Below are 24,930 nucleotides of genomic sequence, written 5' to 3' on the forward strand. Positions count from 1 at the left end.
CCGCGTTTATCCGCGTCCAATATTTTCCGTTTCACGCGTCGGATCGCGCAAGATGAATTGCAAGACGACGAGCGTGGCGATGCCGCCGAGCAACGCGGTTGCAAACGCGGCGGGATAACCGAACGCGTCGGCAAGCAAACCACCCACGATCGGCGCGAGAAAGGTGCTCGGCGCGATGAGCGTGTTCGCGAGACCGATGTACGACGCGCGATTTTTCTCGTCCGTGAATTGGAGAATCATCGGCATCGCCACGGTCCAGAACGCGACATTCGCAATCCCGGCGAAAATGAACGCCGGAAAAAACCAGGTCGCGTCGGGCGCAAGGAACGCGAGCAACGCGCTCGCGATCGCGGCGAACGCGCCCAGGGTCATCGCGCCGCGGTGCGTCCAGTGATCGCCGAGCCAACCCAGGATCGGGTTCGCCAGAATCTGCGAGCCGGTAAAGACCGCCGTCAACCAGCCGGCGAATTCCGGGCTGGCGTTAAAACGCCGCACAGCGTAGACGGTGAAAAACGCATACGCCATCAACGCAACTTGCGAAACCATGCGAACGATAAGAAACCAGGAAAAATTTTTATCGCGCCGCAAAATCTCGACCAGGTGACGCGAGTAATCGCGCTCGGCGACGACGGGCGGGACCGGCGGCTGGCGTTCTTCGCGCACCAGCGCGAGGAAGACCCAGGAGAGCGCCATCGCGGCAAGGGTAAGCATGAAGCATAACGCAAAATTGGAGGACGGCGCGACGCGTTCGAGCACGAGTCCCGCGACAATCGCGCCTCCACTCGCAAGCAAATTCGCCGCGCCCGCTTGCAAGCCATAGAGCGAACCCAAGCGGTTTGCGGGGATGATTTTCGCGAGCATGGCTTGCCACGCCGTCGCGGTGATGCCGCCGCCCACGCCCTGCCAAATCAGCATCAGGTAAATCAGCACGAGCGCGAGCGTGCGGTCGAGCGACGGCAAGAACCACGCGATCAGCGCGAGAAACAAGTACGGCACGCGTTCATGCAGAGTTCGCAGAACGACCATGCGTTTGAAATAGCCCAGCCGCGCGACATGTTGCGCGGTGAGCAGTTGCGGAAATTGCCAACCGACCGCGTGAATCGCCGGAATCAAACCAATCAGCAACGCCGAATCGGTGAGTTGACTGACGAACAACGGAAGGACGGTGACGAACGAACCAAAGCCAATCCCCAAACCGAAAAACGCGCCGTCGAGAATATTGAACGTGAAATTGCGCGTGAGCGTGCGCGAGTCATGGTCACTCATTGCGCGGCGCTTGCCTCGCTCAGTAATTTGGCGACTTGGGCGGCGGTCGGCAGTGACGGTTGCGCGCCGAATTGCGTGACGGCAAGCGCGCCGACCGCGCTCGCGTACCGCACCGCGTCCGGCAAATCATCCCCGCGCGCGAGCGCAACCGCGAGTCCGCCGTTGAACGCGTCGCCCGCCGCGGTCGTGTCCACCACGTTGACCGGAAAACTGGGAATGCGCCGCGCTTGCATCGCGGTCACCAACAACGCGCCGCGCTCGCCCAGCGTCACGATCACCGCGCGCGCGCCTTGCGCGATCAAATGCTTCGCCGCAAGTTCCGCCTCCGCGATGCCGGTGATTTGCGCGAGTTCGTGCTCGTTCGGGGTGAGAATGACATCGGCGATCAAGTCGCTGGGCAGGTCGCGCGCGGGCGCGGGATTGAGAATCACGCGCGTGTTCCACTTACACGCGAGTTGCACCGCCGCGCGAACCGTGTCGAGCGGAATCTCCAATTGGACGAGCAACACATTCGCCGCGCGCATCGCGGATTCGGCTTGCGCGATGTGCTCCGGCGCGAGCGTGCCGTTCGCGCCCGGCGCAACGCCGATGAGATTTTCGCCGGACGCGTCCACCATGATCAGCGCGACGCCGGACGCGGCAGTATCATCGCGCGAAATATAGTCGCACTGAATGCCTTCGTTCAGATAACTCGCTTCCGCGCGATTACCCATCGTATCGCGACCCAGGCGCGTGACGAATGTGATCGGCATACCCAGGCGCGCCACGGCGACGGCTTGGTTCGCGCCCTTGCCGCCCTGCGCCATCGTGAAATCACCACCCAGGACGGTTTCGCCTGCGCGCGGCAAACGGTCGCATCGCAAAACCATGTCGGTGTTCGCGCTCCCGACGACGACGATATGTGCCATTGTTTCACCTCGATGCAACCGCCGATACCAGATGACCGACTGTCGCAAAATTTCCTAATCCCATTCTACTCCAAGTGGCGAAAAAGTGAAACGGCGCTTGCACGTTGACGCTCGAACACATTCGGGCTATACTCGCGAGCAAACGAGGAGGCAAGCATGAACATCACTATTCGTCGTGCGGAACCCAGTGATTACGAAGCGGTCCGCCGCGTCTTCGCCGGACCAAAAGTAATTTGGGGCACAGTCCAATTGCCATTCCCTTCACTCGAGCTGTGGCGCAAACGACTCGCCGAACCACCCGAAGGAATGTACAGTTTCGTCGCGTGCGTGGATAACGAACTCGTCGGGCAATTGGGATTGCACACTTTTCCGAATTCGCCGCGTCGGCGGCACGTGGGAGGAATTGGGATGGCGGTGCGCGATGATTGGCAAGGCAAAGGCGTGGGTACCGCGTTGATGAATGCCGCGATTGATTTCGCGTTCAAGTGGCTAAACCTCGTGCGGCTCGATCTCACCGTGTTCACCGACAACGAACCGGCGATTCGTTTGTACAAAAAATCTGGGTTCACCATCGAAGGCACCTTGCGCCAGTACGCGTTTCGCGATGGCAAGTACGTGGACTGTTACGAAATGGCGCGTTTGCGCGATGAATCGCCGTGAAAACAAGACATGGCAATTGAAATTGCCCCGCATGAGCCAGCGGCTGGTCGCCCGCCTACGCGGGCGAATCCGCATCCACGGAGGTGGACGCTCGGCGGAACGCCCGCCAAAGGCGACACTTGCATCGCACTGCGTTTGGTGCAGTGTAGGTGTTTCAATCGCCCCGACCGGTAGCCATGCGACAAATATCTGAAAAATGGTTGGAAACAGAAACCAGGTTTCTTCCCTTCGGGGAAACCTGGTTTCTGATAAAGATGCGTGGGTTACTCTGGCTTGAAATACGCGATATCGCGAATCGAGCCAACGCGTTCGCTCGGCGGCTTGAGCACGACGCGCACATTCATCCCGATGCGCCATCCTTGCGCCGGGGCTTCGTCAAGATAGTGCATCGTCACGCCGGACGCGCCGGTCAGTCGCACCAAGCCAACCCATTGCGGCTTGTCCACGCGTTCGCCGTCGAGATTCACGTACACCGCGCTGAACGACACCAGTTCGCCGGTCGGACCAACCTCGACCCAGGTCGCATCGTCCAGATGCGCCATATCCCGTTCGCAGTACAGCCGCGCGGGCACGTAGACGTACCCACACTTTAGACATCGCGCGCCGTAGATTTTTCCTTCGTCCTTCAACGCGCGCAAAAAGCGTTCGCCAGCGACACCTGCCGTGTAACGATGATACAACGGCAAGTCGCCCCGCAGCGCGCGCGCGTCGGTCGGATGTTCGAGTGTATGCAATAAACTCATCTCAACTCCATTTCGAATTTCAGATTTTCGATTTTCAATTTTCAATTTTCAATTTTCGAATGAACAATCGCAAATCGAAAATCGTCAATTGAAAATTAGATGGGCTTGAAGTACCGAATGTCGTTGATGCTGCCCTCGCGCTCGTCCGCCGGTTTCCACACGGCTTGCACGCGCATCCCGATGCGCACCGACTTGGGGTCGGCTTCGCCGAGTTTGTGCATGATGCCAATCCCGCGCGACGCGCCGTCGAGATCGAGCACGATTGGGATTTCCGGCTCTTTCAGTCGTACCATATCCCAGCGCACATAGCACAACGAAAATGTTTTGATCGTGCCGGTATCTTGCACCGGCGCCCATTCATCCGTCGGACGAAAACACAATTCGCAAAACATGCGCGGTGGAACCAGGACGCGATTACACTTTAGACATTTGCGTCCGACGAGTCGTCCGTTCTTCAACTCGGCGAGATAACGCCCAATCGCCACACCGGTATCCCACGCGTACTCCGCTTTGACGTGCCATGTTTCCGTCAGCACCTTGCCTTGCTTGAAATCGTCTTCGTGTAAACCCTGGGTTGGATATACGAGATGTTTCATCCTCATCCTCCAAGTTCCCTCATTTCCCTCGATTCCCTCGCCACTTACAAGGAAATGAGGGAAATGTCACTTGCCCATCACCACAACCGTACCCACTTGCATCAAATCGCCCCACGCTTGCGCGACGCCGCGACGCGGATCGCCTGGCACTTGGCGCGCGCCGGCTTCGCCGCGTAACTGCCAAAACAGTTCCGCGATTTTCATCAGCCCTGCCGCCGCGATGGGATTGCCCACGCCGAGCAAGCCACCCGATGGACACACCGGCAAATCGCCGGTGCGTTGCGTGATCCCGTCCGAGGTTGCTTGCGGCGCGCCGCCTTTCGGGAACAGCATCAATCCTTCGAGGTGATGCAATTCCTTGTAATCGAACGGATCGTACGGCTCGGCAATGTTGATCTGCTTGCGCGGCTCGGTGATGCCTGCCATCTTGTACGCCATGCGCGCGGCTTCTTCGACATACGTCGGGTACGCTAGATCGCGATTCGTCCAGTACGACGTGTCGAGCGCCCAGCCGACGCCTTCGACCCACACCGGCTTGTTCGTCAATCGCCGCGCGACCGGTTCCGCCGCGAGCACGACCGCGACCGCGCCGTCCGTGATCGGCGACACATCGAGACGTTGGACGGGCCATGCCATCACTTCGGAATTCAAAATATCTTGCACCGTGATGTTGCGGTCACCCAGCAACGACGCGGGATGATCCGCGGCGTTGCGTTTATTTTTCACCGCGACCTGGGCGATATCTTCTTTCTTGATTCCGTACCGCGTCATGTACGCGTTCATTTCAAGTGCGAAAATCCAAAGCAAGTTCGGACCCAGGGCGCGCTCGGTGAAATTATCGAAAATCGAATTGAACGCGGCTTGGGGATGAGGTTGTGTGGGCGACATTTTTTCTTCGCACACGACCAAGCACGTATCGAACAAGCCGGACGCAACGTGATACCACCCTTGCGCCGGCGCGAACACACCCGTGCCGCCGCCGACGTACCCGCGCATAAACGGTTTGCCCCACGCGCCCGCGCCATCTGAGAACCACTCACTCTTCATATGCACGCCGTCGAATGCATCGGGCGCGGTGCCCGCGACGACCGCATCAATTTGGTCAATCGTCAACTCGCACGATTCGAGCGCCTTGCTCGCGGCTTCCCAGCAAAGCTCGCGCCCGGTTTCAAGTGACCGGCGCACGAACCTGGTCATCCCCGCGCCAACAACTGCAACTCGTCGCATTCCCATTTGTCAATCCTCCTGAAATTACACCACTGAGGTCACAGAGGGCACAGAGAAATCAAAAATATCCGTTGATTACTCGAACCACACCATCTTTCAAAACCTGGTTGTTAAAATTGATCAGCAGACCGACCTTGCATTGAGCTAGCTTGAGATAGGAAATCACTTGGGCTTGATGAATCGGCAATAGACGGTCAACTGATTTGATCTCGACAACCACTTTGCCTTCAACCAACAGGTCAAGGCGATAACCACATTCAAGGCTCACCCGCTTGTAGACGAGTGGGAGTGGCTTTTGCTGTTCCAACTTTAACCCACGTTCGCCTAGTTCAAAAGCGAGACATGTCTCGTACGCAGATTCGAGTAGCCCTGGACCAAGCGCTCGATGCACATCAATCGCCGCACCGATGATCGTACGCGTTAAGAGATTGATCTCTTCTTTTTCTCCCATCTCTGTGGTCTCCGTGTTCTCTGTGGTGAAAAACTACGCGCTTAGAATCGCGAGCGCGCCGCTAGTCGTCGGCAAGCCGCGCCAGGCAAACGCCAACCCAGTTTTCGCCTTGTGTAACTGACGCCCGCCCGCGTCGCCGCGCAATTGCAACACGACTTCGAGCGCGCGCGCCAATCCCGTCGCATCGAGCAGCGAACCTTCACCGAGCGCGCCGCCGGATGGGTTCACCGGAAATTCGCCGCCGCGCTCGGTACCGCCGGACGCCGTCCACCAACCGGCGCGACCTGGCTCGGCGAGATTCAACGCTTCGAGGTGCTGCAATTCCTTGTGCGCGAACGTGTCGTCCACTTCGGCGAAATCAATTTCGGTGCGCGGATGGCGAATGCCCGCGACGCGGTACGCCATTTTGGCGGCATTGCGCGCGTAGCGCGTGTCCATCCAATCGCGCGAGTCGAGCGCGGGCGTATCGTTCGCCCAGCCGATGCCGCGAATGCAAATCGGTTTACCCTTGAGTCGCTTAGACGTGTCAGCGTCGGCAAGCACGAACACAATCGCGCCGTCCGCGTGCGGCGCGGTCATCAAGCGCGTCACCGGCGACGCGAGCAATTCAGATTCGAGCGCGGCTTGGCGACCAATTGCCGCGCCATGCACCGCCGACGGATTCGCGAGCGCGTTGTTCTTGTTTTTCGCGACGACCGCCGCACACTGTTCCAGCGTGAATCGTCCCGCGCTCATCAGCATTTGCATTTCGAGTCCCGCCAGCGCGAGCGGATTCAACGCGAGCGGTCGTTCGAACGTCGGGTCTTCCGCGAACGCGGTGATGTGCGGAAGCGTGAGAATGTTCGACGCTTTGCTATGCGCCTCAACGACGACGACATCCATCAAGCCGGACGCGATGTTCATGTACGCCGCCGCCAATGCGTGCAAACCGTCGCCGGTAATCGTGTGCATCGGACGCAACACTGCGCCGAGTTGATCCGGCGTGTATTCATCGAAAATGCTCGTACCCTCGTGATAATCCTCCGCCGCGGTGACGAATCCTTGGACATCGTTACGCGGATCAATCCCCGCATCTGCGTAGGCGCGCGTCGCCGCGTCGAACGTCATCTCCTTGTATGACACCTCCGGCGAAATCGCGCGAAAACCGCTCCACCCGACTCCCACAATGTTAACGGCGCGATTCATGTGCCTCCTTTACCACGTGCTCTAAAAAACAAAACGTCCGAACGCATTCGCTTCAAAAAGCAAATACCTTCGGACCGGTCAAGACCTGCTCTCATTGCGATTCCCTCCTTGGACGCGCGAATGTGGTCTCGTGATTGCATCACGGCAACACGAACAGTATAGCGCGAGAAAAAGAATCTGACAAGTCGCCCAGCGACACAGCGGAACTATTGACGCTTGACGCGCTTTTCGCTAGAATGTTGCCGCGTCAAGTAGCGGCAACGACTCGTCGAGCGCGCTTCGCCACGCGCACGCGACCAAAGGAATTCGATGGCTCACCCGATCAAACGCACGACCCGCATTCCGAGCGTGAACACGCGCGTCACTTCGAGCAAGTCACACCGGCGCCCGCACCCCGCGCGCGCGCTTTTCGACCACACCTTCGACACCTGCCTCGTGCTTAACAACCGCGGACGTTGCGTGGACGCTAATCGCGCGGCGTGCGCGCTCCTGGGTTATTCCCGCGCCGAACTAGTGTGCTTGTCCATGCTCGAGCTCACCCCCAGCGCGCACGCCGAAACGGCGCGCGCGTTGTTGCATGCCTTGACGATGCGGCGCGCGACGCGCGGCGATTATCAATTGGTGACCAAAGCGCGACGCGTGATTGATGTCGAATATCGCGCGGTCGCCAACACGGTGCCCGGCAAACACCTCGTCATTCTACGCGAGCACAGCGATTGCCCAGACGCCCAAGCCCAAGTCCGCGCCGCGTTGCGCGAAAAGCAAGTCTTGCTCCGCGAAATTCATCACCGTGTCAAGAACAATCTGAACGTCGTCGCGGGATTGCTCGAACTGCAAGCCAACATGGCAGCGGACACGCAAGCGCAAGACGCCTTCATCGAAAGTCAAAAACGCATTCACGCGATGGCGTTGCTGCACGAAACGTTGTATCAATCACCGAATTTAGAACGCATCCAAATCGCCGATTACATCCATGATCTGATCAGCTATTTGCAGACCGCGCATACGCCCGACGGCGACGTGGATGTGCTCGTGCAGGTGGACCCGGTGATCCTCAATCTCGACACGGCGACGTTGTGCGGCTTGATCATCAACGAATGGATGACGAACGCGTTCAAGTATGCGTTTACCGACACCGCGCCGCCGCCCCGCGAAAATTGGCGAATCGCTGTGACGTTAAAGCATCACACGGATTCGATCACCCTGCACGTACGCGATAACGGCGTCGGCTTGCCGCCGGGTTTCAATTGGCAACATCCCCACACACTGGGCTTGCAACTCGTCGGCTTGTTCGCGCAACAACTGGGCGGCGAACTCCGCCTTCTCGCCGAACCGGGCACCGCTTGGGCAATTACGTTTCCAGCGCCACCCGAATACCCGCGCGATGGGTTCGGTTTGACCGAGAGGAATTAGTATGACAAACGCGCGCATTTTGATTGTCGAGGACGAGGTCATCGCCGCGAAGAGTTTGGAACTGCGCTTGACCCGCCTCGGCTACACGGTCGTCGGCAGTGTCGGGTTCGGCGAACACGCGGTCAGCATCGCGCAAACCGAACGCACCGACCTGGTGTTGATGGACATTAACCTCCGCGGCGCGATGGATGGCATTCAAGCCGCAGACCAAATTCGCGCACAGCTCGACATCCCGGTCATTTTTACCACGGCGCACGACGACGACGAGACGCTCCATCGCGCCAAGATCACCGACCCCTTTGGGTATCTCGTCAAGCCGTTTCAAACACGCGAGATTTACACGGCGATTGAAATGGCGCTCTACAAACACGCCACCGACCGCAAACTACGCGAGAGCGAACAGCGTTATCGCATCATTTCCGAACTCGTCTCCGATTTTGCATACTCGGGTCGCGTCCATCCCGACCGTACGATGACCATCGAATGGATTACCGAGGCGTTTCAAAAAACATTTGGCTACTCGACCGCCCAACTCAACACGCTGGACGCGATCCTGCCCGCCGTTTACCTCGACGACCAGCCGCTGATGCAAGCGCGCGACCGCGACGTTTTCGCAGGCACCGCGCGCGTGGACGAATATCGCGTGGCTACCCCAGACGGCGCGGTCCGTTGGGTGCGTCACTATGTCCGACCAATCTGGAGTGACGCCGAACAGCGCGTCGTTCATCTTTACGGCGGCGCACAAGATGTGACCGAACGGAAAAACGTCGAACAAGCCCTCGCGAACGAACGCGCGTTGTTCAGCACGGTGATCCAAAACTTGCCCGATCTCATCTACGTCAAAGACACTGCCGGGCGGTACCTCCTGAACAATCCCGCGCATTTGCGATCCCTCGGCGCGACGCGCCAAGAAGAGGCGCTCGGCAAGACCGCGTTCCACTTTTTTCCGGAGCATCAAGCCGCGCGGTTTTCCGCCAACGAACAGCATGTCATTCACACCGGCAAACCCGTCCTCGACACCGAAGAGACGGCGATGGATCGCCGCACCGAATCGGTGCGCTGGCATCTCACGAGCAAACTGCCGCTGCACGATGGCAGCGGCGAGATTATCGGCATCGTCGGCATCAGCCGCGATGTGACCGAACGTAAATTCGCGCAAGACGAACTCGCGCGCGAAAAAGTCATGTTCGAGCAATTATTCGAAAACGCGCCGGTCGGCATTGTGATGCTCGACGAGCAAGACCGCGTCAAACGCATCAACGCGGCATTCGAACACATCTTTCAATTCACGTTCAGTCAGATCGCCGGCAAACCGATCAACGACCTCGTCGTCCCCCTGAGTCACCGCGTCGAAGCCGCGCGTTTCTCGCGCCGCATTCTCCGCGGCGATACCGTACATGAGGAAAGCGTGCGCCAACGCCAAGACGGCACGCGCGTGGCGGTCGAGATCTATGGCATTCCCGTCTTGCACAAGCACAAGACCATCGGACTGTACGCGATGTATGTGGACATTACCGAACGCAAACGCGTGGAAGAGCAATTGCAATTCGCCAGCACGCACGACACGCTCACCGGCATTTTCAATCGCGCCTACTTTGAAAGGGAACTCGAACGATTGGCGAACGGGCGACAATTTCCGGTCAGCATCGTGATGGTGGATATAGACCGGCTCAAACAAACGAACGATACGCTCGGTCACGCGGCGGGCGATCAACTCTTGCGCGGCGCGGCGGAGGTGTTGCAATCTGCGTTTCGCGCCGACGACATCGTCGCGCGGATCGGCGGCGACGAATTCGCCGTGCTCTTACCCGGCGCGGACGATGTGGCAACCCAACGCGCCGTGACGCGCGTGCGGCGCGCACTCGACCAGCACAACGCCAACCATCCCAACTTGCCGGTCAGTTTTTCGCTCGGCGTGGCAACCGCCAACCCAGATAACAACCTGGCGCACACGATCATTGAAGCGGACACTGCGATGTATCAAGATAAAACGACCCGGCATCTTCAAAACAACGATGAACTACGCGTCGGCGACGCGTAACGCGACGCCGCGCGCCAGTCCTGCGTTTATGCCGGACAAATAAAATCGTTCGCGCGCGCACACCGAGAGGGACCGCATGAATCGTTCGAAACACCGATCCGTCAACCTGACGCGGCGGCAAATCCAGTTTTCGCAGGCGCTCAATCGCGCCGCCGAAATACTGCAACGCGGCGCGCGCAGCGAAACGGACGTGTGCCAGATCATCGGCGAACAGATCGTCGAGTTGGGACTCCACGGGATGCTCGCCATGCTCGACGCCACGCGCGAGAATTTCGTCGTGCGCGCGTTAGCGCAATCCCCCCGCGCGATGCGCGTCATCGCGCAGATCGAACGCGCGACCGGCATGCAGATGCGGGGCTTTAGTTTTCCGGCGACGCAAGTCGAAATCATCCAACAGGTCTTGGTAAAAAGCAAAGCGATTTGGACGCCGCGCAGTTGGGATAGCGTCCTGCAGATGATTCCACCCATCGCCCGTTCGGTCGTCAAGCCGATTGCCAATCCCTACGCCGCACATCCCGGCATTTGCGCGCCCATCCTGATGAACGATCAAGCGCGCGGCGTCTTGCTCATCAGCGGGCAAGACCTCAGCCAAGCCGATCTGCCGGCGATCCAAGCATTCGCCAATCACATCGCGATTGCGATTGAGAACGCGCGCCTGTATACGTCGCTGCGCGCGAGCGAAGAACGATTTCGCGCGTTCATCGAGCAAGGATCCGATCTGTTCTTTCTCCTCGATCCGACCGGCGCGATTCAATACGCGAGTCCATCTACCGAACGACTACTGGGTTACAGCGCCGATCACGCGATGGGCAAGCGCGTGTTCGATTTCATTCACCCCGATGATTTGCCCGAAACGACGCGCGCGTTCGAACATCGCCTCGCTCACCCCGGCGCGGCAGACACCGCGCTCCACGCGCGCGTGCGCCATCGCGATGGCGCGTGGCGTGTGCTCGAAGTGATCGGCAACAACTTGCTCGACAACCATACGATGCAGGGCATCGTGTTAACATGTCGCGATGTGACCGACCGCGCGCGCGCCGAAGAATCCTCGCGCGCGAGCGAAGCGCGTCTGCGGACCGCGTTCGAAAACCTACCGTTCGATTTTTGGGTCTGCAATCGCGAAGGACGTTACATCGCGCAAAATTCCACTTCGCTTCAGCACTGGGGCAACGTCATCGGCAAGTGTCCCGAAGAACTCGACCTGCCTGCCGGCATCTTGGAGAAATGGCGAGCCAACAACACGCGCGCGCTCGCCGGCGAAATCGTCACCGACGAAGCGGAATACATCCAGAACGGTGCGCGCTGCACGTACTTTGAAATCATCTCGCCCGTCCGCGAAGCGGGCGAGATTCAAGGCATTCTCGGCGTCAACCTGGACATCACCGAACGCAAACGCGCCGAGGACACGCTGCGCGCGCGCGAACAATATCTCACGGCGCTCAACGATATTACGCGCGCCGCGCTCGCCGCCCAGGATTTCGCCACGCTCACGCAAACACTCGCCGATCAACTCGGCAGAATGCTCAATTCGGATGAGTGTTTCATCACGGTCTGGGATGCGGAACATCAACGCACGATTCCGGCGAGCGCCTCCGCCGAATCGCGTGACACATATTCACGCGTGCGCGTGCAACCGGGCGAAATGACGATGACCGAGTCGGTCTTGCGCGCCGGACATCCCCTCGTCGCCGAAGACGTGTTCAACACGCCATACATCGCGCCGCGCATCGCCGCCGCGTATCCCACGCGTTCGATGCTGGGATTGCCCTTGATTGCGAACAACCGGAAACTGGGCGCGGCGCTGATCGGTTTCAACTCGCCGCATCATTTTACGGAGGACGAGATCGCGCGCGGCGAACAAGCGGCGCGCCACATCGCGCTCGCGTTCGCGCAAGCCCATCTGCTCCAAGAAACCCGCGCCCGCGCGGCGGAACTCGAAGCCGTGCGCCAAGCCAGCATCACGCTTACCACGTCGCTCGATCTCAAGACCGTGCTCAACTCGATTTTGGATGGCGTCCTACGGCTTGCCAGCGACGCCAACGACACGCACGTTTTTCTGTTCGCAAACGACCATCTCTCCTTTGGCGCGGCGCGTTACGCCGACATCGCGCGCACAACGCCCTGGGCAGAGCCGCGTCGGGACGGCGTCACGTACACGGTCGCGCAAACTGGTCTGCCGTTCATCATTCCGCATACCAGCACGCATCCGTTGTACACCAACACCGATGCGGACTGGGGCGGCTCGATTGTCAGTTTGCCGCTCAAGATCGGTGAACGCGTCGTCGGCGTGATGAACGTCGCGTACTGGCAACCGCGCGAGTTCGATCCCGCGTTCGTCCGCGCGTTGCAACTCCTTGGCGATCAAGCCGCGCTCGCGATTGAAAACGCGCGTCTGTATCAAGCCGAACGCGCGCGCGCCGCCGAACTCGAAGCCGTGCGCCGCGCGACGATCACGCTCACGTCATCGCTCGATCTGGCGAGTGTTCTGCGTTCGATTCTAAACAGCGCGTTTGCTTTGATCCCGCTCCTCAATAACGCGCACATCTTTTTGTATCGCGATGACAAACTCATCTTCGGCGCGGCGCGCGCGGCGGACGATTTTTTGGACGCGCCGTTTGCCGAGCCGCGCGAAAATGGTTTGACCTATTCGGTCGCGCGGAGCGGCGAGATAATTTCTGTACGGGAACAAAAAGAGCATCCCCTTTTCGCCGATCTACCGCGCGATTGGCGCGGCAGCATTATCGGTTTGCCGCTCAAGATCGGCGCGCAGGTCGTCGGCGTGATGAACCTCGCGTTCCAAGCGCCGCGCGATTTAGCACCCTCCGAGGTGGAGACGCTCGGTTTACTGGGCGACCAAGCCGCGCTCGCAATTGAAAACGCGCGCCTGTTCGAAGCCGAACGCGCCGCGCGCGCACAATCGGAAATATTGCGCCAAGCCGCGCAAGCGGTGAGCACCAGTCTCAATTTGTCGGGGCTACTTGAAAGTATATTGGAGCAACTCAAACGCGTGATTCCCAATGACACCGCCTCGGTGTTGCTGTTCGACGCGAACGGCGCGCCGGAATTGATCGCGGGCATGGGCTATGCTAATGAACTCGAAACGAACCGCGCGGCGAAAACCTTGCTCAAGGATAGCCGCATCCTCGCGCAAATGATGCGCGATCAACAGCCGGTCAACCTGCCGGACGTACATCAACATCCGGATTGGATTTGGGTGGAAGGCGCCGAGCACGTCAGCGCGTTTCTCGGTGTGCCCATCATCGCGGGTCAACGCATGATCGGCGTTTTGATGATAGATCACCATTTGCCGAACACGTTCCACGCGACGGATGTTCAACTGGCGCAAACGTTCGCCCAGCATCTTGCCGTACCGCTCGAAAACGCGCGGCTGTTCGAACAAACGCAACAACGCGCGCGCGAATTCGCCGCGCTGTACGAAACCGCGCGCGACCTTGCCGGGCAAACCGAGATGGCGCCCTTGCTCGATACGATCATCGAGCGCGTGATGCGCGCGTTGGACGTGCCCGACGGCGTTATCTATTTGTACGACTCGGCGCGCGATGAATTGATCACCGCTACGCGGCGCGGCTTACCTTTTCCGCTCCACACGCATTTGAGCTCGAGCGCCGGCGTCTCCGGCTTCGTCGTGCGGACGCGTCAGCCGCAGATCATAGACGACTATGAACACTGGGAACATCGTCGTCCGGAATATGCCGCCGCGCCGCTACGCGCGGTCGCCCAGGTGCCCATCCTCTACAGCGGCGAACTGATCGGCATCCTGGGTGTCGCGGAACTAGCACCTTCGACGCGTAAATTCAACGACAACGACCTCCGTTTGCTCTCGCTCTTTGCCAGCCAAACCGCGAGCGCGGTGCATCATGCGCGTCTGCACGCCGAAACGCAACAGCGCGCGCAACAACTCGCCGCGTTGTCCGACATCACGCGCGATCTAGCCACGCAACATGACGCCTCCATACTCATCCAATCCATCACCGAACGCGCCGTCGCGTTGCTCGGCGCGAGTAGCGGCTCGGTTCATCTGTACGATGCAACGCGCGATGATTTGGAACTGGCATTGTCAACCAGATTCCTCTCGGATGTTGGCGTACGCCGCAAAATGAACGAGGGTTTGGTGGGGCGCGTGGCGACGTCGCGCCAAACGATCATCGCGAACGATTACGCGACGATGTCGGATCGTCTGCCGCAATACGATTCAATCGGAATGTCGGCGTTGATCTGCACGCCAATGCTGTACGGCGGCGCGCTCATCGGCGTGTTAACCGTGAATGAATTCGCGCCGAGCACGCGCCGGTTCACGCAAACCGACGCCGACCTGCTCACCTTGTTTGCGGGACACGCCGCGAGCGCGATTCACAACGCGCGCTTGCTCGCCGAAACGCAGCAAGGCGCGGAGCAACTCGCCTGGTAGTACCACGCCGGGCTGGCGCTCAATCATGCGCTCGATCCGAACGCGCAACTGCGCGCGCTCCTCGAAAGTGCGATGAAAGCATTGCGCGCCGAGCGCGTGCGATTCGCCCGCTGGGATCCGGCGACCGGCGAAGACCGGGTCGAACTGAGTATCGGCTATGCGCCGGAAATCGAAGAACGCTTTCTCCAAGTTTGCTTTTCTAGCGACAGCGCGTCCAGTCTTTCGGGCTGGGTCCTGAGCAACCATGCGCCACTCAACGTACCCGACGTTTCCGCTGATCCGCGTTATGTGATCGTGGATCCACAAATCCGTTCCGGACTGTGGGTGCCCATCGAACACGAAGGCGCACCGCGCGGCACGCTCGCCGTGTTGAGCACGCGCCCGGACGCGTTCACCGAACCGGACGAAAAATTATTAACCTTGTTCGCGAGTCAACTCGCCGCCGCGATGGAGAACGCGCGCCTGTTTCAAGAAACTAAACGCCGGCTCGCAGAACTGGAAGCCGTCAATCGCATTTCGACGGCGTTGCGCACCGCACAAACGATTGACACAATGGTGCCGCTCTTTTTGCGTGAAGCCGCGGAGGCGCTCGACTCGACCCAATCCAGTTTATGGCTGTACGATCCCGCGCGTGGCGCGCTCTACCAACATGGTGTGTACGGCGATCTCCAAGCCGATTACTTTATCATGCCGGGCGAAGGAATCGGCGGTCATGTGTTCGATTCGGGCGAACCGTATTTTTCGCGCGACTTTGGGTCCGATCCGCTGACATTAGAACGCGCGCGCGCGCGCCAAATCGCCGGGCGCAACGGCGTGTGCGTGCCGGTGTGCGCGGGCTTGCAAGCGATTGGCGTGATGTTCGCGTCGGTAGACGCGCCGCGTCAATTCAACACCGCGCAGACCCAACTGTTGACCACGCTCGCCGAAATCGCCGGCAACGCGATCCATCGGATGCGGTTGTACGAACAGACCACGCAGCGCGCGAGCGAACTTGCCATCGTCAACAAACTGGGACACACACTGGGTGAGACGCGCGACCTCACTACGATCTATCAACGCACCGTCACCGCCGCGTTGATGGTACTCCCTGACGTGACGACGATGTTGATTTGCCTCGTCACGCCGGCGGGCGACCAGCTCACGTGCGCGTTCGGCATCCAGGACGGCAGTGCGGTGGATGTTTCTACACTACCGCCGCTCCTACTCGATACGCCGGAACACGCCGCCGAAGACCAAGCCATTCGCTCGCGTCGTTCCGTCATCATCCACGGTCCGGCAACCAGCGTGTGGCGCAGTTTGATGGGGCTGAATCACGCCGCCGCGTTAACGCACACCGTGATGCTTGTGCCCTTGCTCGCCCAAGCCAGCGTCATCGGCATGATTCAAGCGTACAGCGACACGCCGAATCGTTTTACACCGGCAGACACCGAGTTACTCGAACTGATCGCGCATCCCGCCGCGAGCGCGATTGAAAACGCGCGCCTCTTTGCGGATTTGCAACACGCGTACGACGAGACAATCGAGGGCTGGGCGCGCGCGCTCGATCTGCGCGACCGCGAGACCGAAGGGCACACGCGGCGCGTCGTCGAGCACACGGTCACGCTGGCGCGCGCGATGGGCGTGCCCGAAACCATGCTCCCGCACATTCGGCGCGGCGCGCTGTTGCACGACATCGGCAAGGTCGGCATTCCGGATGCGATCCTGCTCAAGCCCGGTCCGTTGACGAATAGCGAATGGGAAACGATGCGGATGCATCCCTCGTACGCCTACGCGCTGTTGTCCTCCATCGAGTACTTGAGCGACGCGTTGGACATTCCATACTGTCACCACGAAAAATGGGACGGCACTGGGTATCCACGCGGATTGCGCGAGACAGAAATTCCGTTGGCGGCGCGCATCTTTGCGATCGTGGATGTGTGGGATGCGTTGTGCTCCAATCGTCCGTACCGCGCCGCGTGGCCCCGCGAAAAAGCATTGAACTATATTCGCGAACAAGCCGGCGTATACTTCGATCCGGCAGTCGTGCGCGAGTTTCTCCGATTGGAAAACGCTGCGTAGTGGTTTGGCAAACAGACCTTCCAGGCACTTGCGCGAAACCTGGAAGGGTGTCTGTCAAATTTTGGAACACTCAACCTTGCGAAGGTTTTGACGACAACTCAAATAGGATTGCCGTTCAACCTTCGCATGTTTTTTTCACCACCCAAAAACTTATGCACACCCAACCTGGAAGGTCTGTTTGCATTTCCAAGTCGAGTGGAGTAAAATAGCGCCCATTCCAAAATGAAGGCGACTCGATGAAAATTACCAATCCATTTCGTTCACACCAAGGCGACTTTTTGCAATTGCTCGACAGTCAAGCCGAAAAAACACAGCAGGGCTTGGAGGCGCTCGAAGCATATCTCAAAGACGGCGATGAAGCGCAAGCCAAACGCGTGCAGGCGCTAGAAAAAGAAGCCGATGAAGTCCGGCGTATTTTGATTGACGAACTGAACCGCTCGTTCGTCACGCCGATTGATCGCGAGGATTTGTTCGCGCTCTCGCGCACGATTGACGACGTGCTCGATTACGGGTACACCACGCTCGACGAATTGGTGACGTTCGGCGTCAAACCCAATTTGTATTTGCAACGCATGGCGTCCATCCTCCGCGAAGCCGCCGAGGAATTGCATCTCGCGGTCGGACAAATCAAAGCGCATCCCAACGTCGCGCTCGATCACGCGACGCGCGCCAAATCGTTAGAGAATCGCGCCGAAAGTGTGTACCGCTCCGCGGTGGCGGATTTATTCGAGGGACCGAAAACGGTGGAAGATATTATGGAGATTCTCAAGATGCGCGAGATTTATCGGCATCTCTCGAATGCCGCCGACCGCGGCGACGAAGCCGCCAACATCATCGGCGACATCGTCGTCAAAATGACGTGAGCCGGAAAAACACGACCCGCCGGGTTTGAAAGAACTCGGCGGGTCGTTTCATAATGCCGGGTAGGCACAACCAAAATTATTTGGACGCGGATTTTTTTCTGATCGTGAAAATCCGCGTGAATCCGCGTTCAAGCATCTTCGCGGTTGTGATAGTTCTTCCGTAGGAATACGATACTCATTTTGAATAACTGCGCCGGTTAGAGTATAATGCCGCTAGACCCATTGCGCTCGACCGGGCACGATACCTGTGTTCAGCGGCAGAAGGGTTTCTTTATTCGTCAAGGGGAGTCTATCTGCGTGAACGACATTCGGACCGATCCTGAACCCGCCACATTTCATTCGCCGATACCGCCGGCGTCTACCACGCCCGGCATTGGGAATACGCTGCGTAATTATCTCTGGCTGACCAAACCGCTCGTCACCATTCTGTTGCTCTGCACGACCCTGGGCGCGATGCTGATCGCGCAACGCGGCATTCCCGCGTGGTCGCTCATGTTCTTTGCGTTACTCGGCGGCGCGCTCACCGCGAGCGGCGCGAGCGCGATCAACGCGTACGCCGACCGCGATATTGATCCGTTGATGGGGCGCACCGCGCGTCGTCCGATTCCCAGCGGCGCGATTGCCGCCACGCACGCGCTCGTGTTCGGTCTGGTGTTGAGCGCGGCAGGCGTGCTCGTCCTGGGTTTGTTCGTCAACTGGTTGAGCGCGGCGCTCAGTTCCATCGGTTTGTTTTATTACGTCGTCATTTATACCTTGTGGCTCAAACGTACGACGCCGCAAAACATCGTCATCGGCGGCGCTGCCGGCGCGATTCCACCGCTCGTCGGCTGGGCGGCAGTGACGAACGAAATCAGTGTGCTCGCCATGTTCCTGTTCCTCATTGTGTTTCACTGGACGCCGCCACACACCTGGGCGTTGATGCTGATGGTTACAAAGGATTACGAACGCGCCGGGGTGCCGATGATGCCGGTCGCGCAAGGCGAAGATTCGACGCGCCGGCAAATCGTGTTCTACACGCTCGGTCTCGTCATCACCACACTCGTGCCGTTCGCGTTGCAACTTTTGGGGTTGGGGTATTTACTCGCCGCGCTCGTCCTCGGCGGATGGTTGTTGTACCTCGCGGTAAAATTACAACGCGATCGCTCCAAAGCGACTGCGCGCCGCTTGTATCGCTATTCGAATTACTACCTCGCGCTCTTATTCCTCGCGGCAGTGCTCGCCAGTATGATGCGCTGGTAAAAAAATCGAGGCGACCTGACAGGTCGCCGCCTATTTTTTTAGAACTGGAAACCGGGACGGAATGGCGCCACGCGCAGCGTGTAATCTTCGACGAACGTTTTCAATTTGCTTTCCATATCGCCCCAGGTCTCGCTCGCCAACGCGCGCTTGAGCGCGTCCTCATCGGCGACGAACACGAGCAAGCGCATCGGATAATTGCCATACGCCGTGTGCCACACCCCCGCATTGGTTAAGCCGATATTCTGCAACATCGGCATGAACACATTGACCATGAATCGCATATAGTCCTCTTGCGTCAGCGGAATGATGTTGTAGGTCATCAGTAAAGTGGAACGCCCCATCCGTTTTTCTCCCCGACTATTTTCAGCCGCATTATAGCGCGCCACGCGGGATACTGCAAGACCCGAAGAACTTGGGCTAGGACGGAAATGGCGAGACCGTCATTATTCCTCCCATCCTACTTCACATTGGATTCACAATTCAATGCGACAATGCCAATACCGACCTACGCAACCATCCCCAACCAGCGACTTGCCGCACCTGGCTGGGCGCATCCGCGTGTTTGACAAATTAGTTCGATTTCGTATAATTCGATTTGTTACTATTTTTCTGGAGCGACCGATGAAAACACACGCGGCATTTCACGCGCACGAAAAAGCGTTCGCCCAACTTCACGCCGAATGGGGCGTGCTGGACTCGCGCGGCATCGAGTTGATGCGTTTGCTGAACGCGTCCGCCCGCATGTTCGAAGTCATCGCCGACCATTACCTACAGGAGCACGACTTGTCCGTGCCGCGTTTGCGCTTGTTGCTCTGGTTGTATGCCGCCGATCACCACGGCAACAAGGAAGGTCTCTCGCCAAGTCGCCTCAGCGAATTTCAACACATCAGCAAAAACACGGTCAGCTCCTTGCTCGACTCGTTGGAAAAACAGGGGCTGGTCGAACGCGCGTTGAACCCCGACGACAAACGCAAGTTCAATATTCGGATCTCGCGCACGGGACGCGAGTTGTTGCGTAAAACTCTGCCGGCGCACGGCGCATGTCTGACCCATGCCGTTGCGGGACTGACACACGAAGAGCAAACCGCGTTGCTCAAGTTGCTACGCAAACTTCGCCAAACCCTGGCAGAGCAAGTCGTCAGCCACAAATAATCTATTCCTTCGGAGTCACACCTTATGCAAGCACAAGCCACACCGGGTCGCCAACGCGAACGCGGCGCTAAAATGAATACCGCCGCGCTCGGTCGCGCGATTCGCTATTTGTTGCGCTACCGTAAGCTCACCGCGATCGCGTATGCCAGTCTCTTCGTCTCGACACTCGCGCAACTGATGGTTCCCCAACTCGTGCAAAGCACGATTGACGTCATCACGAACGGCGTTCTCGCGAAAACGCTTTTGAAACTGCCGGCGTCCGTCCAGACCGTCGCGGCGCAACGCCTCGGAACCTCGCTCGATCAAATGCGTCTCAATCAAGTCAACGCGGAAACCTGGCTCATCGCCGCGGGCGTCGGCGTGCTCGGCTTTGCGATCATGCGCGGACTGTTCGCGTTCTCGCAGGCGTTCAACGCCGAGCGCACATCGCAAAGCATCGCGTACGATCTCCGCAACGAACTGTTCGCGAAAATTCAGCGGCTTTCATTTTCGTATCACGATCAAACACAAACCGGACAATTGATGATTCGCGCGACCGACGATGTGGACAAAGTCCGCATGTTCATCGGGCAAGGTCTGCTGATGGGCATGCAGGCGCTCATCTTTTTGGTCGGCACACTCGTCTTTCTCTTGCTCACGAACGTTCAACTGACCATCGCCGTACTGCCGACGCTGCCCATCGCGATGATTTTGTTCATGGTGTTCGGCGCGGTCAGTCAACCGCTATTTACTCAAGTGCAGATTCGGCTGTCGCGGCTGAACACGATCCTGCAAGAAAATCTCGCGGGCATCAAGGTCGTCAAAGCGTTCGTGCGCGAAGCGAGCGAACAAAAGAAATTCAACGCCGCCGCCGCCGATTTAATCCAACAACAGCTCGTCGTCGGTCGCGTCTTTTCATTCCTGTTTCCGTTCATCTTTCTCATCGCGAACCTGGGACAAGCCGCGGTGCTGTACTTTGGCAGTCAGCAAATGCTCGCCGGCACGCTCACGCTGGGCGAGTGGCAAAAGTTTTCGCTCTACCTGATTTTCGTATTTTTCCCGCTCGGTCAACTCGGTTTCATCATCTCGCAAATGTCGCAAGCGTCCGCGTCCGCCACGCGCATTTTTGAAATTCTCGACACGCAGAACGACGTGACCGACAAACCAAACGCGCGCGCGCTGCCGCCGATTCGAGGCAATGTGAAATTCGAAAACGTGACCTTTCGTTATTTCGGCAACAGCGACCCCGTTTTATCCAAGGTCAATCTCGAAGCCGCGCCAGGCGAAACGGTCGCATTGCTCGGCGCGACCGGCAGCGGCAAAACGACGATCATCAACTTGTTGCCGCGCTTTTACGACGTGAGCGAAGGGCGCGTGTTGATTGACGGCGACGATGTGCGCGACGTCAAAATTGATTCGCTCCGTTCGCAGATCGGCATCGTATTGCAAGACACCACGCTCTTTAGCGGCACGGTTCGCGATAACATCGCGTTCGGTCGTCCCGACGCGACGATGGACCAAGTCATTGCGGCGGCGCAAGCCGCGGCGGCGCATGATTTCATCGTCGAGTTTCCCGATGGCTATGACACGATGGTCGGCGAACGCGGCGCGACGTTGAGCGGCGGACAAAAGCAACGCGTCGCGATTGCGCGCGCGCTTTTGCTCGATCCGCGCATTCTCATTCTCGACGATTCGACGAGTAGCGTAGACCTCGCGACCGAATATCGCATTCAAAAGGCGCTCGATCAATTGATGAAAGGTCGCACGAGTTTCGTCATCGCGCAACGCATCAGCACGGTCTTGAACGCGGATCAGATTCTCGTGCTCGATCAAGGCGAAATCGTCGCGCGCGGCAAGCATGAAGAATTGATGGAGAACAGCGAAATCTACGCCGAGATTTACAACTCGCAACTCGTCGGCGACATCGCGATGGACAATCCTCTCGCGAAGGTTGCGGCGGAGGTCGGTTAACCATGTTCCACAATCCTCGTATGATTTTAGAGCGCGAGACGTGCAAACCGAAAAATCCGTTTGCAACCCTCGCGCGTTTTAGCGATTATTTCAAACCTTACTGGCTCGTGTTGATCGCAGTCGCGATCTTGATGATCGTCGGCGCATGGACCCAGGTCATCGCGCCCGACCTGATCGGGCAAGTCGTGGATTGTTTTCTCACGCCAGCCAGCGCGAACAATTTTCAACAAATTCCCGGCGTGGGGCAAACCGCCGCGCGTCCGACGAATTGCTGGTACACCACGGTCAACCCGAATCGCACGATGGAGGAAACGCTCGCCGGCGTCGGCGGCTTGATCGGGATTCTCACCGGGCTGTACATTCTCGGCGCGATCATGGGCGGCTTGCAATTTTACTTGATGACCTGGGCAGGTCAACACGTCCTCAATCAAATTCGCATCCAGGTTTTCCAACACTTGCATCGTCTTTCAATTGGGTACTATGCCGAGAATGAAGCGGGCAATGTGATGAGCCGCATCACGAATGACACCGAAACGATTCAGCATGCCGTGTCGTTCGCGCTCGTCCAAGTGTTGGGCGGTACACTGCTCCTGGTGTGGATCGCGTGGAACATGCTCAACAAGAGCGTGCCGTACGCGCTGACCAGTATGCTCGTCATGCCGTTGATGGTGCTCGCGACGACCTGGATTTCCGGCCAAGCGCGCAAAGCGTTTCGCACGACGCGCAAGGAAATCGGGAATGTGAACGCGAACTTGCAGGAAAGCATCGCGGGAGTGCGCGAGGTGCAAGCATTCAATCGCGAAGCCGCGAACATCGCGGATTTCGAACGCGCGAACGCGGCGAATCGCGATGCGAACATTCGCGCGGTCGCGTTCACCGCCGCGCTCGCGCCAACGCTCGAAGCGCTGGGCTATCTCGCAATTGCAATTGTCGTCATCGTCGGCGGCATTGCGCTGTTACGCGATCAGGTTTTGTTCGGCACGGTCATCTCGCTCGGCTTGGTCGTGACATTCCTGGGTTACGTGCAACGCTTCAACCAGCCGATTCAAATGATCTCAGTCTTGTGGACGAACATTCAAAGCGCGATTGCTGGCGGCGAACGCATTTTCGATCTGCTCGACACGCAACCGGACATCGCCGATCAACCGCACGCGCGCGCGATGCCGGAAATTCGCGGCGTCGTCGAGTTCGATCACGTCAGCGCGGCGTACAAAAAAGACCAACTCGTGTTGAACGACGTGAGTCTCCGCGCCGAACCAGGTCAAACGGTCGCGATTGTCGGACCGACCGGCGCGGGCAAGACGACGATCATCAATTTGATTCCGCGCTTTTACGATGTCGTTGAAGGCACGGTCAAGATAGATGGCGTGGACGTGCGCGAGGTGACGAGCGCATCGCTCCGCAAACAAATCGGGATTGTCTTGCAGGACACGTTCTTGTTCAGCGATACGGTGATGAACAACATCCGCTACGGTCGTCTCGACGCGACGGACGACGAGGTCATCGCCGCAGCGCGACTCGTGCATGCGGATTCGTTCATCGAACGATTGCCGAAGCAGTACGCGACCGTGCTCGGCGAACGCGGCACGGGATTGAGCCAGGGTCAGCGCCAGTTGATTTCGATTGCGCGCGCCGCGCTCGCGAACCCGCGCATCTTGATTCTGGACGAGGCGACGTCGTCGGTGGACACGCGCACGGAACGCTTGATCCAACACGCGTTGGAACAACTGCTCGAAGGACGCACGAGTTTCGTCATTGCGCACCGCTTGTCCACGATTCGCCACGCCGATCAAGTGCTCGTCATACAAGACGGCGAGATCGTCGAGCGCGGCACGCACGATGAACTGCTCGCGCGCGGCGGCGTATATCACGGTTTGTACATGAGCCAGTTCCGCCGGGAAGAGCAACCGTCGAGCACGAAAGCAGGATTGCCGGTGGCGGCGGAATAAATGACAAAACCCGAAGGTCTGCTTGCGCGAGACCCATCGGGTTTTTTGTTTCGGTTAGAACCTGAAAGCTACGGCGTCGGCATTTGTACGCTGAGTTGTGCGATCACACCTGATTTTGCATGGGCAACGGGATGCCAAGCAATTGTGATAAATCTTGGTTTGAAATGGGGTCATCTTCCACAATTTTCCCATCCGCGAGACGATAATATGTCATACCTCGTACAGAAAAGGTTTTGCCGGTTGGCTTGGAACCCATGACTGAACCTGTATAAGTTCCAGTGTAGGTAAAGCGCGCCACAACCTCGTCTCCTTCCGCCACCAGGTTCTCGACCGTAAGATGAAAGTTGGGGATAGCCGTTTTCATCAGTCCGCTCAATTGCTTTAAAGAATCAACGCCCTGTCCGGTTGCACGGTTCACGTAGTTGGGAGCGCAAAGTTGGTCTAACACTGACATATTTCCCTTGTCAAGAACTTCTGTAATGAAACGTCGCACGATGATCTTGTTACCTTCTTGTGACATGGTTATTTCTCCTATGAATTGTGCGCGCTCTGTAGCAAAGCGCACGAATGGTTGCTGATAAGTAGCAACGAAAACTATTCGGCGCGGATCGCACCGAACTGAAAATACTATAGCATAAAACGGCTTGACACTACGTCTATTCGCAGTACCGCAAAACTCACTTTTTGACTAAACAGGGTTCTCATGCACACTGTCTCTATCCTACCAAAGAAAGAGCAGCGCATGAGAACCCCAAAGACATTATACCATACGACGCCGACGATATATCCCTGTGAATTGA

The 24,930-nt window shown here is 58.3% G+C and carries 19 protein-coding genes; 10 read left to right on the plus strand and 9 right to left on the minus strand.

Annotation, left to right across the window (positions count from 1 at the left end):
• Positions 1–6 precede the first annotated feature (6 nt).
• Both HY868_14515 and rbsK read right to left on the minus strand, forming a co-directional pair.
• Positions 7–1,266 carry an MFS transporter gene (locus tag HY868_14515; protein MBI5303345.1) on the minus strand — a complete coding sequence of 420 codons (1,260 nt, stop codon included), beginning with the start codon at positions 1,264–1,266 and terminating at the stop codon, positions 7–9.
• Complete coding sequence (gene rbsK, locus HY868_14520; GenBank protein ID MBI5303346.1) at positions 1,263–2,174, minus strand: ribokinase; 912 nt, start codon at positions 2,172–2,174, stop codon at positions 1,263–1,265. The genes HY868_14515 and rbsK overlap by 4 nt, the downstream gene beginning before the upstream one ends.
• Positions 2,175–2,330: 156 nt before the next feature.
• Here rbsK and HY868_14525 point away from each other — a divergent pair, with 156 nt between their 5' ends.
• Positions 2,331–2,834: a GNAT family N-acetyltransferase gene (locus HY868_14525; GenBank protein MBI5303347.1), complete on the plus strand. Its 504-nt coding sequence runs from the start codon at positions 2,331–2,333 to the stop codon at positions 2,832–2,834.
• A gap of 263 nt (positions 2,835–3,097) precedes the next feature.
• On the opposite strand, the gene HY868_14530 is transcribed toward HY868_14525, so the two are convergent.
• The 5 genes from HY868_14530 to HY868_14550 form a co-directional block, all read right to left on the minus strand.
• Positions 3,098–3,577, minus strand: a complete 480-nt coding sequence (locus HY868_14530) for a Zn-ribbon domain-containing OB-fold protein (protein MBI5303348.1) — start codon at positions 3,575–3,577, stop codon at positions 3,098–3,100.
• A 95-nt stretch (positions 3,578–3,672) separates the two neighbouring features.
• Positions 3,673–4,179: a Zn-ribbon domain-containing OB-fold protein gene (locus tag HY868_14535; protein ID MBI5303349.1), complete on the minus strand. Its 507-nt coding sequence runs from the start codon at positions 4,177–4,179 to the stop codon at positions 3,673–3,675.
• A 60-nt stretch (positions 4,180–4,239) separates the two neighbouring features.
• Complete coding sequence (locus HY868_14540) at positions 4,240–5,406, minus strand: thiolase domain-containing protein (GenBank protein ID MBI5303350.1); 1,167 nt, start codon at positions 5,404–5,406, stop codon at positions 4,240–4,242.
• Between the two features lie 52 nt (positions 5,407–5,458).
• Positions 5,459–5,851, minus strand: coding sequence for a GxxExxY protein (locus HY868_14545; protein MBI5303351.1), 393 nt, complete (start codon positions 5,849–5,851; stop codon positions 5,459–5,461).
• Between the two features lie 33 nt (positions 5,852–5,884).
• Positions 5,885–7,036: an acetyl-CoA acetyltransferase gene (locus HY868_14550; GenBank protein MBI5303352.1), complete on the minus strand. Its 1,152-nt coding sequence runs from the start codon at positions 7,034–7,036 to the stop codon at positions 5,885–5,887.
• A 309-nt stretch (positions 7,037–7,345) separates the two neighbouring features.
• On the opposite strand from HY868_14550, the gene HY868_14555 reads away from it, so the two are divergent.
• The 6 genes from HY868_14555 to HY868_14580 all read left to right on the plus strand — a co-directional run bounded on the left by HY868_14555 (position 7,346) and on the right by HY868_14580 (position 19,079).
• Positions 7,346–8,449 (plus strand): PAS domain S-box protein, encoded by a 1,104-nt coding sequence (locus HY868_14555; GenBank protein MBI5303353.1) that lies wholly within the window; start codon positions 7,346–7,348, stop codon positions 8,447–8,449.
• Position 8,450: 1 nt separating this feature from the next.
• The gene (locus HY868_14560; protein MBI5303354.1) at positions 8,451–10,490 is read left to right on the plus strand and encodes a PAS domain S-box protein; all 2,040 of its coding nucleotides are present in this window, start codon (positions 8,451–8,453) and stop codon (positions 10,488–10,490) included.
• A 76-nt stretch (positions 10,491–10,566) separates the two neighbouring features.
• Positions 10,567–14,919 carry a GAF domain-containing protein gene (locus tag HY868_14565; GenBank protein MBI5303355.1) on the plus strand — a complete coding sequence of 1,451 codons (4,353 nt, stop codon included), beginning with the start codon at positions 10,567–10,569 and terminating at the stop codon, positions 14,917–14,919.
• A gap of 72 nt (positions 14,920–14,991) precedes the next feature.
• Positions 14,992–16,977 (plus strand): GAF domain-containing protein, encoded by a 1,986-nt coding sequence (locus HY868_14570; protein ID MBI5303356.1) that lies wholly within the window; start codon positions 14,992–14,994, stop codon positions 16,975–16,977.
• A gap of 236 nt (positions 16,978–17,213) precedes the next feature.
• Positions 17,214–17,840 (plus strand): DUF47 family protein, encoded by a 627-nt coding sequence (locus tag HY868_14575; protein ID MBI5303357.1) that lies wholly within the window; start codon positions 17,214–17,216, stop codon positions 17,838–17,840.
• A gap of 207 nt (positions 17,841–18,047) precedes the next feature.
• Complete coding sequence (locus tag HY868_14580) at positions 18,048–19,079, plus strand: protoheme IX farnesyltransferase (GenBank protein MBI5303358.1); 1,032 nt, start codon at positions 18,048–18,050, stop codon at positions 19,077–19,079.
• A gap of 38 nt (positions 19,080–19,117) precedes the next feature.
• On the opposite strand, the gene HY868_14585 is transcribed toward HY868_14580, so the two are convergent.
• On the minus strand, positions 19,118–19,420 hold the full coding sequence (locus HY868_14585; protein MBI5303359.1) for a hypothetical protein: 303 nt from the start codon (positions 19,418–19,420) through the stop codon (positions 19,118–19,120).
• A 280-nt stretch (positions 19,421–19,700) separates the two neighbouring features.
• On the opposite strand from HY868_14585, the gene HY868_14590 reads away from it, so the two are divergent.
• The 3 genes from HY868_14590 to HY868_14600 are packed head-to-tail and all read left to right on the plus strand — an operon-like array spanning position 19,701 to position 24,130.
• Positions 19,701–20,231 carry a MarR family transcriptional regulator gene (locus tag HY868_14590; protein ID MBI5303360.1) on the plus strand — a complete coding sequence of 177 codons (531 nt, stop codon included), beginning with the start codon at positions 19,701–19,703 and terminating at the stop codon, positions 20,229–20,231.
• Between the two features lie 24 nt (positions 20,232–20,255).
• Entirely contained in the window at positions 20,256–22,181 is a 1,926-nt protein-coding gene (locus HY868_14595; GenBank protein ID MBI5303361.1) for an ABC transporter ATP-binding protein, read from the plus strand.
• A 2-nt stretch (positions 22,182–22,183) separates the two neighbouring features.
• Positions 22,184–24,130: an ABC transporter ATP-binding protein gene (locus tag HY868_14600; GenBank protein ID MBI5303362.1), complete on the plus strand. Its 1,947-nt coding sequence runs from the start codon at positions 22,184–22,186 to the stop codon at positions 24,128–24,130.
• 103 nt (positions 24,131–24,233) lie between these two features.
• Here HY868_14600 and HY868_14605 read toward each other — a convergent pair whose 3' ends face one another.
• Entirely contained in the window at positions 24,234–24,650 is a 417-nt protein-coding gene (locus tag HY868_14605; protein ID MBI5303363.1) for an ester cyclase, read from the minus strand.
• Positions 24,651–24,930: the final 280 nt, after the last annotated feature.

Source organism: Chloroflexota bacterium (assembly GCA_016219275.1).
In the GTDB taxonomy this organism is placed as follows: Bacteria; Chloroflexota; Anaerolineae; order UBA4142; family UBA4142; genus JACRBM01.

Excerpts from the sequence above, each read along its gene's own strand:
- HY868_14515 (MBI5303345.1), bottom strand. The coding sequence starts at position 1,266 with ATGAGTGACCATGACTCGCGCACGCTCACGCGCAATTTCACGTTCAAT.
- rbsK (MBI5303346.1), bottom strand. The coding sequence starts at position 2,174 with ATGGCACATATCGTCGTCGTCGGGAGCGCGAACACCGACATGGTTTTG.
- HY868_14525 (MBI5303347.1), top strand. The coding sequence starts at position 2,331 with ATGAACATCACTATTCGTCGTGCGGAACCCAGTGATTACGAAGCGGTC.
- HY868_14530 (MBI5303348.1), bottom strand. The coding sequence starts at position 3,577 with ATGAGTTTATTGCATACACTCGAACATCCGACCGACGCGCGCGCGCTG.
- HY868_14535 (MBI5303349.1), bottom strand. The coding sequence starts at position 4,179 with ATGAGGATGAAACATCTCGTATATCCAACCCAGGGTTTACACGAAGAC.
- HY868_14540 (MBI5303350.1), bottom strand. The coding sequence starts at position 5,406 with ATGGGAATGCGACGAGTTGCAGTTGTTGGCGCGGGGATGACCAGGTTC.
- HY868_14545 (MBI5303351.1), bottom strand. The coding sequence starts at position 5,851 with ATGGGAGAAAAAGAAGAGATCAATCTCTTAACGCGTACGATCATCGGT.
- HY868_14550 (MBI5303352.1), bottom strand. The coding sequence starts at position 7,036 with ATGAATCGCGCCGTTAACATTGTGGGAGTCGGGTGGAGCGGTTTTCGC.
- HY868_14555 (MBI5303353.1), top strand. The coding sequence starts at position 7,346 with ATGGCTCACCCGATCAAACGCACGACCCGCATTCCGAGCGTGAACACG.
- HY868_14560 (MBI5303354.1), top strand. The coding sequence starts at position 8,451 with ATGACAAACGCGCGCATTTTGATTGTCGAGGACGAGGTCATCGCCGCG.
- HY868_14565 (MBI5303355.1), top strand. The coding sequence starts at position 10,567 with ATGAATCGTTCGAAACACCGATCCGTCAACCTGACGCGGCGGCAAATC.
- HY868_14570 (MBI5303356.1), top strand. The coding sequence starts at position 14,992 with ATGAAAGCATTGCGCGCCGAGCGCGTGCGATTCGCCCGCTGGGATCCG.
- HY868_14575 (MBI5303357.1), top strand. The coding sequence starts at position 17,214 with ATGAAAATTACCAATCCATTTCGTTCACACCAAGGCGACTTTTTGCAA.
- HY868_14580 (MBI5303358.1), top strand. The coding sequence starts at position 18,048 with ATGCCGCTAGACCCATTGCGCTCGACCGGGCACGATACCTGTGTTCAG.
- HY868_14585 (MBI5303359.1), bottom strand. The coding sequence starts at position 19,420 with ATGGGGCGTTCCACTTTACTGATGACCTACAACATCATTCCGCTGACG.
- HY868_14590 (MBI5303360.1), top strand. The coding sequence starts at position 19,701 with ATGAAAACACACGCGGCATTTCACGCGCACGAAAAAGCGTTCGCCCAA.
- HY868_14595 (MBI5303361.1), top strand. The coding sequence starts at position 20,256 with ATGCAAGCACAAGCCACACCGGGTCGCCAACGCGAACGCGGCGCTAAA.
- HY868_14600 (MBI5303362.1), top strand. The coding sequence starts at position 22,184 with ATGTTCCACAATCCTCGTATGATTTTAGAGCGCGAGACGTGCAAACCG.
- HY868_14605 (MBI5303363.1), bottom strand. The coding sequence starts at position 24,650 with ATGTCACAAGAAGGTAACAAGATCATCGTGCGACGTTTCATTACAGAA.